Source organism: Bradyrhizobium betae (assembly GCF_050632175.1).
GTDB classification, from domain to species: domain Bacteria; phylum Pseudomonadota; class Alphaproteobacteria; order Rhizobiales; family Xanthobacteraceae; genus Bradyrhizobium; species Bradyrhizobium betae_B.
Genome location: NZ_CP192576.1, coordinates 6,337,678 through 6,353,425, shown reverse-complemented (window position 1 = coordinate 6,353,425; position 15,748 = coordinate 6,337,678). Strand labels below are relative to the sequence as shown.

Genomic DNA, 15,748 nt, shown 5'->3' with positions numbered 1-15,748 from the left:
TAGCCTCACCAATCGACTCCAATCCGGACACGGAGCATGGGAACGTTGGTACTGCTCGATCTGATGGGCGGCGTGGCGCTGTTGCTGTGGGGCCTGCACATGGTCCACAGCGGGATTCTGCGCGCGTTCGGCCCCGACCTGCGCTGGCTGCTCGGCAAGGCGCTCAGCAACCGCTTCAGTGCCTTCGCGGCCGGCCTCGGTCTCACCGCGCTGCTCCAGAGCAGTACGGCGACGGCGCTGCTCACCAGCTCCTTCGCAGCCGGGGGCTGGTCAGCGTCGCCGCCGCACTCGCCATCATGTTGGGGGCCAATGTCGGCACGACGCTGATCGTGCAGGTGCTGTCGTTCAACATCGCGGCCATGGCACCCGTGCTGTTCGTGCTCGGCCTCGTCGCCTTCCGCTCGGGACCGCGCTCGCGGATCAAGGACATCGGCCGCGTCTGCATCGGCCTCGGCTTGATGCTGCTGTCTCTGCATATCCTGCTCGACACGCTGGCGCCGGCCGAGAACGCGCCCGGCGTCCGCGTCGTGATGTCGGCGATCACGGGCGATCCCGTTCTGTGCATCATGATCGCGGCGCTCATCACCTGGGCGGTGCATTCGAGCGTCGCCAGCGTGCTGCTGATCATGTCGCTGGCCTATTCGCAGTTCATCACGCCCGACGCGGCGCTGGCACTGGTCCTGGGCGCCAATCTCGGCAGCGCCATCAATCCCGTGTTCGAGGGCGCCAGGCGCGACGATCCGGCGAGCTATCGCGTGCCCCTCGGCAATCTGATCAACCGCGTGGTCGGCATCGTCCTCGTGCTGCCGTTCCTGAGTGTGATCGCCGAGCACATGCATGCCTGGCAGCCCGATCTTGCCAAAATGATCGCGGCCTTCCACATCGCCTTCAATGTCGGCACCGCAATCATCTTCATCGGCCTGCTCGACACCATGTCGCGCCTGCTGACCCGCTTCCTGCCCGATCGCGTGCAGGAGACCGATCCCGCCCGGCCGCGCTATCTCGACGAGAGCGCGCTGGAGACGCCGTCGCTGGCGCTCGCCGACGCCGCCCGCGAGGCGCTGCGCATGGGTGACCTCGTCGAAATCATGCTGCGCAAGGTGATGGCGGCGATGATGACCGGCGACCGCTCGCTGGTGGACCAGGTCTCGAAGATGGACAATGTCGTCGACAGTCTCGACGAGGCCATCAAACTCTATGTGACCAAGCTGACGCGCGGCAGCCTCGACGAAGGCGAAGGCCGGCGCGCGATGGAGATCATCTCCTTCGCCATCAACCTCGAGCATATCGGCGACATCATCGACAAGAATTTGAGCGAGCTCGCCACCAAGAAGATCAAGCGGCGCTTCCAGTTCTCGGCCGAGGGCGCCGAGGAGCTAGCGGCCTTCCACAAGCGCACGATGGAATCGCTTCGCATCGCCTTCGGCGTCTTCATGTCGGGCGACGCCAACGAGGCCCGCAAGCTGCTGGTGGAGAAGACGGCGCTGAAGAACACCGAGCTCGCCGCCGTCGAGCGTCATCTCGACCGTCTGCGCGAAGGCCGCCCGGAGACCCTCGAGACCACATCGCTGCATCTGGACGTGCTGCGTGACCTCCGCCGCATCCACTCGCACATTTGCTCGGTCGCCTATCCCGTGCTCGACGCGGCCGGCGAGCCCTATCGCAGGCCTGAGGCGGAGACGGCCGCCCTGCCCGCAACCGGCACGGCGTCGGCGCTGCCGCGCTGATTCGAACGGGCTCAGCGATTGAGCGTCTTCGATGCGCTGCCGCGGTTCTTCCAGATCAGCATGATGTTGCGGATGTAGATGATGGTCGCGAGCGCCTGTCCGAGGATGATGACGGGCTCGCGTTTGACGACGCCGTAGACCAGCGTCATCAGGCCGCCGCCCATGGAGCAGAACCAGAACGCCATCGGCACCACGCTGTTGCCGGCGCGCTCGCTCGCGATCCACTGCACCAGGAAGCGCGCGGTGAAGAACAGCTGCGCGACGAGCCCGAACGCGAGCCAGAAATCGAACTTGGCGACGAAGACGTCGTAGAAATAGTTGCTCAGCGCCTGGCCGTATTGAATGATCATGCCTTCACCTCAGTCACGTCCGGTGTCGGCTTCTTGCGGCGGATCAGCCACCACACGCCGGCGAGATCCATGATCCCGATCCACAGCCGGTCGAAGAAGCCGTAATTGGACACGCCGGAGCGGCGCGGCCGGTCGATCACGTCGACATAGGCGATCTCGAAACCTTCGCGGCGGACCAGCGCCGGCAGGAAACGATGCAGCCCGTCGAAATAGGGCATCATCAGGAACACATCGCGCCGGAACGCCTTCAGGCCGCAACCGGTGTCGCGCGTGCCGTCCTGCAGAATCGCGTTGCGAACCTTGTTCGCTACGCGGGACTGGAACTTCTTGAAGCCGGTATCCTTGCGGCCGACCCGTTGTCCTGCGGCAAGACCGACATGGGAGCCCTTCTCCACCGCCGATATCAAGTCCGGCAGGAAGGCCGGATTGTTCTGGCCGTCGCCGTCGAGCGTTGCCACGATCGCGCCGCGCGCCGCACGCACGCCGCTGCGCACAGCCGCGGACTGGCCTCCCGATCGGACATGACGGAGCTGACGTAGATTGTCCCGCTGCATCATGATCGAAGCCAGCCGCTCGCCGGTCGCGTCGGTCGAGCCGTCGTTGACATAGATGATCTCGTAGGCCCAGCGGCCATTGAGCGCCGTCGTGATCTCCTCGATCAGCGGCGCGATGTTGTCGGCTTCGTTGCGGACGGGAACGACGATGGAAACCGCAGGCTGGGAAACCGAAGGCTGGGACGACGACAAATCGAAAGCTCGTGGTTGGAATTGGCCTGCGACCGAGGGAACCGGCGGCCCCGGCAGGCAGCCGCTTTTATGGGGCGGATGCCCCGCGGGCAACCCTTTTGAAGCGCTCCGGGACCGGCCCCGGAAGGGGCACGATGGTGCCGTCGGCGCGGATGGCAAAAGCCAGCCTGCGGGCGGCAAACCAGTAGCGGACCGCCATGGCGCCGACCATACCGACCAGAGCACCGGCGACGACATCGCTGGGATGATGCGCGAGCAGCACCAGACGCGTCAGCAGGATCACGATTGCGTAAGTGAACATGAACACGCGCAGGCGCGGCCACAGTGCCGAGACCGCGAACGCCAGCGCGAACGCCGTCACCGCATGCCCCGACGGCAGGCTGGCATAGGCCCCCGTTCCCTCGAACGGGACGAAGTTGAACGGATTGGCCTTGCCGCCGACGAACGGACGGCCGCGGCCGATCAGATATTTCAGGATCTCGGCGACGAACACGGACAGGGCAACGGACAGGAACAGGAACTGGAGTCGCGTGCCGAGGCCCAGCAGCAGCGCGCGATTGGTGCCGTCACGTCCGGCCGCAACGAGCGCCACGACCACCAGTGCAAGCCCCAGTACCGAGAGCACGTACTCGTCCTTGCCGAAATCGGTGAGGATGCGGATCGGCCACAGGCTCGGCGTGCCGCGCGCCGGCATCAACTGGATCTCGGTCTGGTCGAACAGAACCATCAGCACGATGACGAGCGCGGCGCCTGCCGCGCTCAGCCACAGCGAATGCCGCGCCAGCTTGCGTGCGGCCTCGGCACGCCGCGAATGCGAGGGCGTACGGACAAGCTGAGCCAGCGCACGGCCCGACACGGTGAGCAATTGCGCAGGATAGCCCGGGCGCGGTCCGGTGTTGGTCGAGGCCGACATCCTACTCGGTGCCTTCCGAACGGAAGATCGAGATCGAGATCGCGCGCCCTTGCGAGAAATTATAGCCGTCGATGCGCGCGCCGACCTTGTAGCGCAACCCAATCGCCTCGGCGCGCTGTGCGAAGCTGCGTTCCGAGCGCTGTTCGATCAGCGCGAAGCGGCAGCTACCCTGCCGCAGGAAATCCGCCGCGCCCGAACCGTCGGTGAGCAGCGTCTGGGTGCCGGTCAGGAACACCAGGCTCGGCTCGTGATAGCCGGCCGCAGCCGCCTTCGGCCCGACGCAGGTGACGTTGCGAAGCGCGCGCGCGATCTCGATGCTCGGAAAAACCGGCGTCAGTGACGGCAGCACGATGCCGTAGACCACGACCGCCAGCATCAGGGCTGCAACCAGCGCATTGAGCACCGAGCGTTCGGCGCGGTTGTTGTCGTAGAGCCACCAGGCGAACAGGCCGAAGATCAGCGAGGCCGCGATGAACGGCCAGGCGACGAAAGCCGGCTGCCGCGTCAGCATGACCGCGCCGACCACCGCGATGATCGAGCCGGCGGCGGGAATCGCAAACCACCAAGCCGAGCCGCGCATCAGCCAGGAGCGCGACAGCACGCGCCGCTCCAGCGCTCCGACGGTGAGGATCGCGATCGCCGGGTACAGCGGCAGCACGTAATGCGGCAACTTGGTCAGCACCGCCTCGAACACGATCCAGGACGGGACCAGCCAGGCCAGCAGGAACTGCGCGCCTGGCTCGCGCCGCGCCCGCCACACCGCAGGCGCCGCCATCGCCGCCAGCGGCGCGCCCGGCCAGAAGGTGATCCAGAACAGCGCCAGATACAGTCCCGGCGGCGCGCCATGGGATTCCTGGGCGCCCAGCTTGCTCAGCATGTCGCCGCCGACGGAGTCCGCGAAGAAGGCATCGCCCGCGCGCCAGAAGATCGCGAGGAACCAGGGCAGCACCAGCACCAGCATCCACATCAGCCCCCAGAGCGGACGCAGCTTCCAGAGCCAGGAGGCATCGCGGTCCTGGATCGCGAGTGCGACGATCGTCAGTCCTGCGAACATCAGGATCAGCGGGCCCTTGATCAGGATGCCGGCGGCAAGCGCCGTCCAGAAAATTGCGGGCCAACTCCAGGGCGGATGCGTCTCGTCCTCGGCGCGCTGCCACGACAGGTAAGCCCGCGACATCGCGCCCATCGCGGCGACGACGCAGAACAGCAGCATCGCATCCGTCTTGGCGAGCCGCGCCTCGACGCCGAGCAGCACGGACGCACTCATTAGCAGTGCTGCAAGCACCGCGGCGCGCCGCGTGACGAAGCCGAGCGCGGCCCAATAGGTCATGAGCACGGCGCCGACCGCGCCGATCAGCGACGGAATCCGGTAGACCCAGATCCGCAATTCGGCCTTCGGCAGCTTCAGCGCCGAGGCGATTTCAACCGCGGCCGATTGCAGCCAGTAGATGCCGACCGGCTTTTTGTAGCGGACGTCTTCCTGGAAACGGATGTCGACATAGTCGCCGCTCTCGACCATCTGCTTGGTGGCCTGGGCAAAGCGCGCCTCGTCACGGTCAACCGGCGGAATGGTGAAGAAGCCGGGCAGGAACAGCAGCAGCGCGCACACCAGCAGGAAGCCGACCGCGCGGGCGTGGCTCGCCGTCACGAAGTCGAGCATCGACACGAGCCGGCTGCCCGGATTCACGGGCGATTTCGGTTCGCGCGGCGCGCCAAAACGGGGCTGGGATAGGTCTCGGCCATTGGTTCCGCTTACGCTGAAACCGTCATTCCGACAACCGCTTAAGGCCGGGTCATTGAATTCGAATGACGACTGTGTCCGCAGCGCCAGTGGCGTCGATCACGGTGAGCCGCGCAAATCCCGGACCGGGCGGATCAATCAGGCGTTGGCGCCGGCCATCCATCTCGCCGAGCGCCGTGCCATTAACCATGACCGTCATGGGGAGGACGCCGCCGGCGACCTTCACCGGCATCGCTGCGCTCTCGGCGCCGCCGGAACGATCGACGTCGATCCGCGAACCATTCAGCGGGAACTGGATGTGAAGCGCCTGCTCGCTGCCGGTCCGTACCAGTTCCCCGACCGGACGAAAACGCTTCAGCGGCAACGGTAACTTCGCGTTGCTGGCGACCAGGGTTCCCTTGGGCGACTTCGGCAGCGGGACAAGAGTTTTGCCGGTCCGGGCGAAGGCATCGAACAGAATGGGCGCGGCGGCCACGCGCCCGATCAGGCCGGGAACCGGCGCACCATCGGGCCGGCCGACCCAGACGCCGATGGTCATGCGGCCGTCGAACCCGACCGACCAAGCGTCGCGATATCCATAGGAGGTGCCGGTCTTGAAGGCGATGCGGTTGTGCGCGGCGTTTTCCGGCGGCGGCGTGCCCAAGAGCACGTTGCCGACCTGCCAGGCCGCGACCGGATCGAGCAGCCGCAGCGGTTCGCGGTCGTCCCTGGCGGCCATGACCTCGCGCAGCGGCTTGGTGGTGCCGAGCCGGGCGAAGCCGGTATAGAGTTGGGCGAGGTCCTGCAGCGTCACGCCGACGCCTCCGAGGCCCATGGCAAGACCGGGCGCCTCGTCCTTGGGAAGCACCAGATTGCCGCCGGCCTGCCGCAGCCGCGACGACAGGCGGCTCGCACCGACGCGGTCGAGCAGCACGATGGCCGGCACGTTCAGCGACAGTTGCAGCGCCTTCTTCACCGGCACCGTGCCCTGGAACGTCATGTCGAAGTTCTCCGGCGCGTAGGAGCCGAAACGGACCGGCCGGTCGTCGATCAGACTGTCCGGATGCACGAAGCCGTCCTCGAAGGCGAGCCCATAGATGAACGGCTTCAGCGTCGAGCCCGGCGAGCGGATGGCGCGGGTCATGTCGACCTGCCCTGCCCGGCTCTCGTCGAAATAATCCGCTGAGCCCACCCGCGCGAGCACGTCGCCGCTGTCATTGTCGACCACGATGATGCCGACCGAGATGTTCGGTCCCAGCGCAATGGCGCGGTCCCGCGCGAGCGGCTCAAGCACCTTCTGCAAGGTCGCATCGAGCGTCAGCGTGATGACCGGCGTATCCTTGGCGGTCGAGAGCGCCGCGTCGGAGGCGTGCGGGGCCAGGATCGGCATCGGCTTGCGCAGCTTTGGCACGGGGACCGCCTTGGCCTGCTTCGCATCGTCGGCGCTGACCACATGCTCCTCGACCATGCGATCGAGCACGCGGTCACGCGCCTTGCGCGCGGCCTCGGGATGGCGGTCGAGCCTGCGCGTCTCCGGCGATTGCGGCAGCGCCACCAGCAGCGCGGCCTCCGCCAGCGACAGCCGCTTCGGCTCCTTGCCGAGATAGGCGATCGAGGCGGCGCGGATGCCCTCGAGATTGCCACCATAGGGCGCCAGCGCGAGATAGAGGTCGAGGATCTCGGCCTTGCTCAAGCGGCGCTCGATCTCGATCCCACGCACGATCTGCCGCAGCTTTGCATAGAGCGAGCGCTGCCGCCGCGGCTCCATCAGGCGCGCGAGTTGCATGCTGATGGTCGAGCCGCCCGAGACGATGTGGCCGCGCGTTGCAAGCTGCAACGCGGCGCGCCCCAGCGCGAGCGGGTCGAGACCGTTGTGCGCGTAGAAGCGCTGGTCCTCATAGGCGAGCAGCAGTTTCAGATAGGTCGGATCGACATTGGCCTTGGCGTCGACCGGCAGCCGCCAGCGACCGTCGGCCATCGCATAGGCGCGCAGCAGCTTGCCGTTGCGGTCGACGACGGTGGTGGAGACCTGACGCGCTTCGTCGAGCGGGAGCGGACCGAGGGAATAGCCCCAGCCGACGAAGCCGGCGATGGCGAGGATGAGGGTGAGTGCGAGTACGGACAGGACACGACGGCCCCTGCCCCTGCCTCTGGCTCCGTCATGGCCGGGCCTGTCCCGGCCATCCACGTTCTTGCTTTCAGCGCCAAAGTTCGTGGATGCCCGGGACAAGCCCGGGCACGACGACTGATTTTGTGGATGCGCAGTCTTACTCATCGCACCATCACTTCGCCGTCCGCACCTCGACCGTGCCCGTCCCCGTCCGCCCGTAGCGCGAGGGGTTGTACATGTCCTCGACATAGGCCTGCGGCAGCACGTATTTGCCGGGCGAGACCGCGCGCACGACGTAGGCGACCGTGAAGACCGCTTTGGAATCCGAGGCGCGATCCACGGCCGCCGTGAAGCGGTCGTCGCGGAACTCGGTGTTTTCGGGCTCCTGGCCATCCTCGATCCAGTCCAGCGTGCCGCTGTCGCCCGACGACACCAGCTTTGGATTGTCGATCTCGAGGCCCGCGGGCAGATAGTCGGACACCATGATGTGGCCGTACTCGGGCTTGGCCTCGGTGATCTTCAGCACCACCGCGAAGCGCTGGTTCTGCTTGACCTTGCTGATGTCGGCGGGCTTGCCGTCGAGCGTGAAATAGCTGCGCTCGATCTTGAAGCCGTTGGACGCTGCCGGCTCCGGCGTCACCGGCGAGCCCGACACCGAGACCACCGCCTGCACCGGCGCATCGCCGGTGTTGGTGATCTTCAGCGGCTTGCCTTCCAGCGTCGCGGCCTTGTAGCTGCGATAGAGCGCGGTCTTGACGCTCTGGCCGTCGACCTCGATCGAGAGGTTTTCCTTGGCCAGTGCGCGCGCCGCCAGCACCAGCCACGCATTCTCCTGCGTGGAGGTGTAGGGCGTGAGTCCGCGTGCGGTCTCGACGCGAGATACCGCCTGCGTCAGCGTCGCCTTCGGCGCATTGCCCTCGCTCGCGAGCGAGACCAATGCGGCGGCATCGCGCAGCTGCGAGCCGTAGTCGGTGCGGCCGAACTCCAACACGGGCTTCGGCGCAAGGCTGTCGAGCGCCGCGCCATAGACCCGCTCCGCGCGATTGCGGTCACCGACCAGCGCCAGCGCGGCAGCGAGCTGCGACTTTGCGATCGGGGTTGCGAGGTTGCCGAGCTTGGTATCCGCGAGATAGCGGAGATCGCCGATCGGCGCCGCACCGTTGCGTGCGAGCACATAGAGGCCATAGGCGAGATCGCGCCCGCCGTCCTTCTCCGGCTCGTTGCCGTTCACCACGGAATTGCGGATACGGTCGAGCGCGTTCTTGAACAGCACGTCCGGCACCACAAAACCCTTTTCACGCGCGCGGGTCAGGAAGTCCGTGACGTAGGCATCGAGCCAGGCATCGTCGCCGCCCGCCGACCACAGTCCGAACGAACCATTGGAGCCCTGACGGGCCAAAAGCCGTTCGATCGCGTCGCGGATGCGTTGGTCGACCTCGGTGTCCATGGCCAGATGCGCGCCGGCAGCCAGGTCGTTGACATAGAGCAGCGGCATGGCGCGGCTCGTGATCTGCTCCGAGCAGCCATAAGGATAGCGGTCGAGCGCCTTCAGGATCGTCGCCGCGTCGAGCGCGGTCGACAGGCTGGCCGAGACCGAGACGCTGCCGGTGCCCGGCACGAGGTCGGCGAACATGTCCGAGGTCAGCGTCAGGCTCTCGCCTTTGGCCAGGGTGCGGATCGAGCGCCTTGCCAGCACCTGCGTCGCCGCCTTGACGTCGAGCGCATAGTGGCGCGCCAGCGCCAGGCCGTTCGGTCCCTTGATGTCGACGTCGAGCGTTGCCTGCCCCGCCGCGGTCGCGTCGATCGCCAGTGCAAACGCGTTGCGCTGCTTGGCGGCGAGCTTGACCGTGGTGGCGGGATTGCCGGTCATTTTCACCGGACCGCCCGTCTTCACGTTGATGACGTAGTCGCCGGCCTGGCCCTCGACATTGTCGATCTCGAGATTGACCGTGCCGTGGTCGCCATTGAGCAGGAAGCGCGGCAGGGTCGTGGTCAGCACGATGGGGTCGCGGATCACCACGTCGGTGTTGGCGCGGCCGAGCTTGGTCGCGGTCCACGCCACCGCCATCACGCGCGCGGTGCCGGCGAACTCAGGAATGTCGAAGCTGACCTCGGCCGTGCCGTCGGCCGCGACGGTGACGATGCCCGAATAGAGCGCCAGCGGCTTCTGCGCCGGCGGCGAGCCCTGCAACTCGGCCGCGCCAGCGTCACCGCCGGACTTGATCTGGCCGCGCGTGCCCGACATGCCGTCGATCAGTTGCCCGTAGAGATCGCGGATCTCCGCGCTCAGGCGGCGCTGGCCGAGATAGTAATCGTCGGGGGCCGGCGGCTTGTAATTGGTGAGATTGAGGATGCCGACATCGACCGCGGCGATCACTACCTTGGCGTCTTCGCCCGGATTGAGCCCGTCGAGCTTGACCGGGATCTTCAACATCGCGTTCGGCCGGATCAGCGCCGGCGGTGTCAGCTTCACCTGCAGCGTGCGGGCCTGCTTGTCGATCCCGAACCATTTCAGGCCGATCGCCCGGCCCGGCATGCGCTGGGCGGCGGCGTCGAGCGGACGGCGCAGCGTCGCCACCACATAGGCGCCGGTGCCCCAATCCTTGCCGACCGCAAGCTTCACCTGCGCGGTGCCTTCCTTGACGTCGATGGTCTGCGTCGTCAGCAGGCGGTCGCCGAGCACGTTGACGGTGAGCTTGCCGGCGCTGCGGACATTGACCGACACGGTCATCGTATCGCCGGAGGCATATTGCGGCTTGTCGATCGAGGTCTCCAGCAGGTCCGGCGTGTCGGCGCTGCCGTCGGAATACCAGCCGACGTCGAACTGCACCGAGGTCACCGGGCCGTCGGCATCGTTCGACTTCACATCGAGCCGGTAGCGGCCGGGCTGCGGGGCGAGCGATATCCGCGACGGCTTTTCGGCGGCGATGGTGACGTCACCGTCAGAAACGCGCGAGGTCGACTTGACCAGCTCGTACTCCCAGTAATTGTTCTGGCGATACCACTGGTAGCGAGACTCCATCTTCAGGAGCTCGTAGCGCAGACCATCGCGGCGCAGTCGCTCACCCTCGGGCGAGACGAACACCACGTCGAACTCGGCCTTGTCGCCCTCGGCGACGTTCTTGTCGGCGAACAGCGGCTTGATGCCGATCATGGCGGTCGCGGGGGCGACCGGCAGCACGAGCTTGCGCTCGACGGCGCGCCCGCCGGTCTCGACCATGCGGACGAAGATCTGCGCCTCCTGCGGACGCGTCGAGGCCGGCTGCTTGTCCAGCGTCACCGGGAAGGTCGCAACACCGTTGGCGTCCGCCTCGGGCAAATTCTCCAGCGGCGTACGCTCGTTCGAGGTGGTCTCCTCGTCGGCGACACCGAACTGGTAGCCGGCAAAGCCCGGACGTTCCGACGCGGGCGCGATCAGCATGTCGCCTTCGAGCTGGAGCCCCGAGGCTGGCGCGCCATAGAGGAAATGTCCGTCCGCCTTGAGTTCCACTGGAGCGTTAGCTTTGATCAGCTTGTCCTTGGCAGACAACTCGAATTCGATCCTGTCGGGCACGTAGTCCTCGACCATGAAAGTGGTCTCGCCGACCGACGATCCCTTCGGATCGGTGAAGGCGCGCACGCGCCATGTGCCGGTCGGGACGGCCGAGTTGAGCGGCACGGCGAGCGAGCGGCCGCCGGCGCCCTGGTCGGGCAGCACGGCGCGGCGGTATTCGACGCCGTCGGGGCGTTCGATCACCAAGGTCATCGGCCCTCCGGTGACGGCATTGCCCTGCCCGTCGCGCAGCAGCGCGGTGAGATAGACGGTCTCGCTGGAGCGGTAGACGCCGCGCTCGGCATAGACGAAGGCGTCGGCACCAACAGGCACCACGCGGCCGGAGACGCCGCGGTCGGACAGGTCGAACGCCGAGGTCTTCAGGCTGAGGAAAGCGTAGTCCGCCTTCTCGCCGGTCACCGTCAGCATCGCCGGCGACAGGCCACCCTCACCGCGCGCGAGGCCCGCCTCGAACAGCACATGGCCCGAGTCATCGGTCTTGCGCGTCGCCAAAATCTCGTTGTTGCGGGCAACCAGCCGAACCTCGGCCTTGCCGACCGGATCGGTCGAGGCCAGCGAGTTCACAAAGACATGGATACCGTCATTGCCGGAATAGGCTGAGACGCCGAGATCAGAGACGATGAACCATTGCGTGGCGAGCTGATAGTCGTCGTCCGAGCCCGGGCCCTTGGCCGCGGCCGTCATCACGTAGACGCCGGGCTGAAGCTCGCCGAGCGCCTGGTCGACCGGAAATGCGGTAGTGACGTCCTGGTTGAGCGTCATCGCGGTCGCCAGTTCGCCGCTCCAGACCTTGACGCCGCGCTCGCCGCCGAGATCGCTGAGCTGGTATTTTGACAGCGTCTTCTGGAAATCGCTGTCGACCACCGTGTTGATCAGGTTGCGGTCGCCGATCCGGAAGACGTTGACGCTGACCGCGGGCGTGTTGACGCTGACCACGGGGATGCCGCGCTGGCCGGTCTTCGGCAGCACATAGGCGCGGCTGGTGAAGCGCACGAAGGGCTTGCGGTCGCGCACATAGACGTTGAACTCGGCCGATTTCGGCAGGCCCTCCTTCACGGTGGACGGCAGGCCGGCTCGCAGATTGATGTTGTAGCGCTCGCCATGCTTCAGCCCGTCGACGCAGAGCTGCTTGCCCTCGGCGGACAGCGCCGGCTTGTCCTGGCCCGCCAGCGCGAGGTACGGCGCGAAATCCGTGCGCTTGGCAAGCTCCTCCGAGAACTGGAAGCAGGCGCGCGGGCTCGCCGAATCCGAGTCCACGGTGTAGTCGAGCAGCCGGAAACCGTGCTCGTCGCGCATCTTCTCATACTGGCCACGGACGTCGGCAACCTCGCGCATGTCGAGCGACAGCCGCAGCGCATCCAGCGCCGGCCGCCACAGCTTGCGCTCAGCCAGCGACTTGCCGAGCACAGCGAGCGCGTCGGCCTCCTCGCCCGGATTGCCAGCGCGCTGGTAGGCGATGTAGGCGGCAGTCGAGGCACGCTCCAGCAGGAACGTCTGCTCGATCGAGCTCTTCGGCGAGATCTGGAAGATGACCTTGGCGAGCCGCAGCCAGTTGCCGGTGTCGTCGGGCGCGGTGGCGGCAATCTGGCCGAGCACCGACAGCCCGGTGCGGAAATCATTGCGCCGGAAGGCGGTATCCGCGTCGGTGCGCAGCGTCGCGCCGGTCTTGGCGACCGGCCCCGCCTCGCTCTTGATCTGCGCCTCCAGCTTGATCGCGGAATCGGCGAGGTCGTCGCGCTTGAACGCCTTGTCCGCGGCGTGCGCGGCCACGAGGCCGAACGCCAGCGCGGCGCAGAATGTGACGGCGCGAACAAGACCGATCATGATGGACTCCCGGGATCGCGGACGAACGCCGCGTGAGCATGAAGTGCGCGGAAAGGTGACGGACTCAAGGCGATGGAACCAGATGTGCAAATCGTCGCATTCGCCATGGCAAAGCAAGCCCTGAGGTGACCGATCGAGATAACGCCGCGCACGCCGTCCTGATGGCGCAGCCATACCTGACCCGTCGACCGGCGGTCGTGTCCCGGAAGCTGACCAGCGTTCCCGGCGATGTGAACCATCGTCCAGTCCGCTGCCGCTCGACCCGGCACCCTGACACCCCACCGTCCCGCTTTGTCGCGTCGGCAGGGAAAACGGTTCGGTTCAGGCTTGGCTGACGTGAGGATTTTTCATATTTGACGTGATAGAAGACCGGCAGGCGGTAGCCGAGGCCGGCTCCAGACGGTCCCGTAGCTCAACTGGATAGAGCATCAGATTTCTACTCTGAGGGTTGCAGGTTCGATTCCTGCCGGGATCGCCAGCCCAGTCATCAACGGGCTGGCTTTAATCTCTCCTGGCCAATCCTTCACGAACGCGTGGGTGCCTTCGCCCCGGACTTTGATCCCGGCAGATGAGCCCTATCTATGCGCCGGGCGACGCGCGCTCGATAAGGACTCCGATGCGAACCGAGTGGACGAGAATGGCGATCGCATCTGCGGTGGCCGTGATCGCAATGTTTTTTTGGCGATCGACGCAGGGGTCGTTAACTCCAGTGCGATCACGAAGCGCATCGAGATGGCGCAGGCGTCCATCGCGAACATGGCCGCGAGTCAGCATCAACTTGCCTTCGCCGTTCAGGCGTGGGCGCGGGGAAGCCACCAGAAGCAATCTCTCCAACAAACACTGGCGATCGATTGACCGGGACAGCCGGTCGGCCATTCGCTCGTTCACGATCCGACTCCGCTTCGTTCCCAAAGCACGAATCGCGACCGCAAAAACCAGCGCCGCACATCTCTTAACGCTGCGTTTCGCTCGCGCGGATTGATCGCGCCGCGGCGCATCCTGACAATGCCCGTCGCGCTCGGCCCCAAGTCTGTGCCTCAAGTGAAAATATGGCCCGAGCCGTGCCGGCCAGACGACGTGTCCGGCTGGATCTCGTTGCTCCGAAATCGATGGCTGAGGCCTTGACCGGCATTCGTGCCGGCGGACGAGCGATCAGTCCGGTTGCTCGTCGCGCCGATCGCGGGCGAGCTCGTGCCATGCCAGGGCCAGCTGGATCAGTCGCTGCCGGTCGGCGCCTTCGGAGGCCGCGGCCCGCTTCATTGCGGCCTCGGCTTCGTGCTGAGGGTCGTACTTCGTACACATGAAGCCAACACTAGCCATTTGATCTGGACAAGCAGATGGCATTTTCCTCCGTATGAATCCGGGGTGATCGTTTCACCATTCGGACCAAGCGACCCCAGGGCGCGTTTCGGTTAATACGGATCGCCTGCAGACCGAGCCCGCGCGATCGTTTCCGGACGTTTCCAGCGGCCGACGATCATCGGATGCATTCGGGCGCATCTGTGAATTGCGTCACAGCCTGCCGCCCGCGCCTCGTCTAGACACGATGTCAACCGCTCGCATCGTCGCGAGGGAGCATGGGTGGCCCGTCATGACACAAGAAGCAGCAGCCGAGGTTCACGTCCCGACCCAGCGCGTCAGGTCCGACCTGTTCGGGCCCGTGTTTCTCGCCACGATCGGTATCGTGATGCTGGCCTGGATTGCAGGTCTGGTCTGGGCCGCGATCGCGTTCTTCAACTGGCTGGTGTAACGCGCGAAGAGGGCCATCGATCGGCCGAAACCAACCATAAGGAAGCGGGCCCGTGCCCGCCTCTTCGCTTCAGATCTTCTGTTCGCAGCTCGCCTGTGGCGTCAATAGCAAGCGCGGGGATCGGCCTGCACATACTGGCCGCTGGGATAGCGGTAGTAGCAATTGCCCTCGGCCAGATAATAGCCGGGGCGAGAAGCGGCCGTCGCGCCGGCGATCGCACCGGTCGCGCCCCCGATCACCGCACCTGCGGCCGCCCCCGACGCATTGCCCGAGAGCAACCCGCCGAGCACACCGCCGACGATGGCACCGCCGAGTGCGCTCGCGCCGGGATCAGCCGGCGGCGGCGGAGGCGGCGGTTCGTAGGCGACCGGCGGGGCGTAGGCCACCGGCACGTCGTCGTAATAGTCTTCCGAGATGTAGGCGGGCGGACCGGCCATCCGCTGCGGATAATAATACCAGACGCCACCGACGTCCCACCACCAGCCGGAGCGGCCGTTGCGGACCGCCTGGCGCCAGCGCCCGCCATCCCAGGCTCGGTTGCCGCGATAGGCGTGGCCGCCCCAATCGCGTGCCGGTGCCGGCCCGCGGGCATAGTTGCGTCCGGGCGGCGGACCGCCGGCATTGTGCGGGCGGGGACCAGAACCACCAGGGCCTGCGCCCGCATAACCGGGACGAGGGCCGCCGGCCTGAGGCGGGCCACCGGGCTGTCCTTGAGGTCTGGCCGCCTGCTGCGGCGGCGGACCCTTGCGCATGTTCTGCTGATTGTTCGGGGGCGGCGCACCTGCGCCGGGCCCCGCCTGCGGACGGGCCTGGGGCCTGGGAGGCAGTGAATCCTGTGCCTGTGCCGGGACGGCGAGCAACGCCATGGCCGAAACCAAGGGAATGATGATCTTCATGCGGCTGGACGCGCTCATGCGTGCTGGACCCCCTACTCGTTCGATTGCCGTGGTCCCATGCGCGATAGACGATTCGCTTCGCGCCGGGCTGATGCCGGCCGACATAACTGATCTGCTTTGGTCGGCTAAGTCCCGTTACAAATGATTAAGATCGCGGCA

At 66.4% G+C, this 15,748-nt stretch carries 9 protein-coding genes, 1 tRNA gene and 1 pseudogene; 3 read left to right on the top strand and 8 right to left on the bottom strand.

Annotation, left to right across the window (positions count from 1 at the left end):
• Positions 1-36: 36 nt before the first annotated feature.
• Positions 37-1,727, top strand: a pseudogene (locus ACQ86E_RS30610) (Na/Pi cotransporter family protein).
• Positions 1,728-1,738: 11 nt separating this feature from the next.
• On the opposite strand, the gene ACQ86E_RS30605 reads toward ACQ86E_RS30610, so the two are convergent.
• The 6 genes from ACQ86E_RS30605 to ACQ86E_RS30580 form a co-directional block, all read right to left on the bottom strand.
• Complete coding sequence (locus ACQ86E_RS30605; RefSeq protein ID WP_431203132.1) at positions 1,739-2,077, bottom strand: lipid-A-disaccharide synthase N-terminal domain-containing protein; 339 nt, start codon at positions 2,075-2,077, stop codon at positions 1,739-1,741.
• The gene (locus ACQ86E_RS30600; protein ID WP_431203131.1) at positions 2,074-2,823 is read right to left on the bottom strand and encodes a glycosyltransferase family 2 protein; all 750 of its coding nucleotides are present in this window, start codon (positions 2,821-2,823) and stop codon (positions 2,074-2,076) included. The genes ACQ86E_RS30605 and ACQ86E_RS30600 overlap by 4 nt, the downstream gene beginning before the upstream one ends.
• A 67-nt stretch (positions 2,824-2,890) precedes the next feature.
• Positions 2,891-3,736 (bottom strand): phosphatase PAP2 family protein, encoded by an 846-nt coding sequence (locus ACQ86E_RS30595; protein WP_431203130.1) that lies wholly within the window; start codon positions 3,734-3,736, stop codon positions 2,891-2,893.
• Between the two features lies 1 nt (position 3,737).
• Entirely contained in the window at positions 3,738-5,396 is a 1,659-nt protein-coding gene (locus tag ACQ86E_RS30590; protein WP_431206606.1) for an ArnT family glycosyltransferase, read from the bottom strand.
• A 133-nt stretch (positions 5,397-5,529) separates the two neighbouring features.
• Positions 5,530-7,644, bottom strand: coding sequence for a penicillin-binding protein 1C (gene pbpC / locus ACQ86E_RS30585; RefSeq protein WP_431203129.1), 2,115 nt, complete (start codon positions 7,642-7,644; stop codon positions 5,530-5,532).
• 94 nt (positions 7,645-7,738) lie between these two features.
• A complete protein-coding gene (locus tag ACQ86E_RS30580) occupies positions 7,739-12,943 on the bottom strand; it encodes an alpha-2-macroglobulin family protein (RefSeq protein ID WP_431203128.1) in 5,205 nt (1,734 codons plus the stop codon).
• Positions 12,944-13,344: 401 nt separating this feature from the next.
• Between ACQ86E_RS30580 and ACQ86E_RS30575 the strand changes: the two genes are divergently transcribed.
• Positions 13,345-13,421: transfer RNA gene (locus tag ACQ86E_RS30575), tRNA-Arg, on the top strand.
• Between the two features lie 101 nt (positions 13,422-13,522).
• Here the strand turns inward: ACQ86E_RS30575 and ACQ86E_RS30570 are convergent.
• Entirely contained in the window at positions 13,523-13,831 is a 309-nt protein-coding gene (locus ACQ86E_RS30570) for a hypothetical protein (protein ID WP_431203127.1), read from the bottom strand.
• 703 nt (positions 13,832-14,534) lie between these two features.
• Between ACQ86E_RS30570 and ACQ86E_RS30565 the strand changes: the two genes are divergently transcribed.
• The gene (locus ACQ86E_RS30565) at positions 14,535-14,693 is read left to right on the top strand and encodes a hypothetical protein (RefSeq protein ID WP_431203126.1); all 159 of its coding nucleotides are present in this window, start codon (positions 14,535-14,537) and stop codon (positions 14,691-14,693) included.
• Between the two features lie 101 nt (positions 14,694-14,794).
• Here the strand turns inward: ACQ86E_RS30565 and ACQ86E_RS30560 are convergent, their stop codons facing one another.
• Positions 14,795-15,607, bottom strand: coding sequence for a hypothetical protein (locus ACQ86E_RS30560; protein ID WP_431203125.1), 813 nt, complete (start codon positions 15,605-15,607; stop codon positions 14,795-14,797).
• Positions 15,608-15,748 lie beyond the last annotated feature (141 nt).

Excerpts from the sequence above, each read along its gene's own strand:
- ACQ86E_RS30605 (WP_431203132.1), bottom strand. The coding sequence starts at position 2,077 with ATGATCATTCAATACGGCCAGGCGCTGAGCAACTATTTCTACGACGTC.
- ACQ86E_RS30595 (WP_431203130.1), bottom strand. The coding sequence starts at position 3,736 with ATGTCGGCCTCGACCAACACCGGACCGCGCCCGGGCTATCCTGCGCAA.
- ACQ86E_RS30590 (WP_431206606.1), bottom strand. The coding sequence starts at position 5,396 with ATGCTCGACTTCGTGACGGCGAGCCACGCCCGCGCGGTCGGCTTCCTG.
- ACQ86E_RS30580 (WP_431203128.1), bottom strand. The coding sequence starts at position 12,943 with ATGATCGGTCTTGTTCGCGCCGTCACATTCTGCGCCGCGCTGGCGTTC.
- ACQ86E_RS30565 (WP_431203126.1), top strand. The coding sequence starts at position 14,535 with ATGACACAAGAAGCAGCAGCCGAGGTTCACGTCCCGACCCAGCGCGTC.
- ACQ86E_RS30560 (WP_431203125.1), bottom strand. The coding sequence starts at position 15,607 with ATGAGCGCGTCCAGCCGCATGAAGATCATCATTCCCTTGGTTTCGGCC.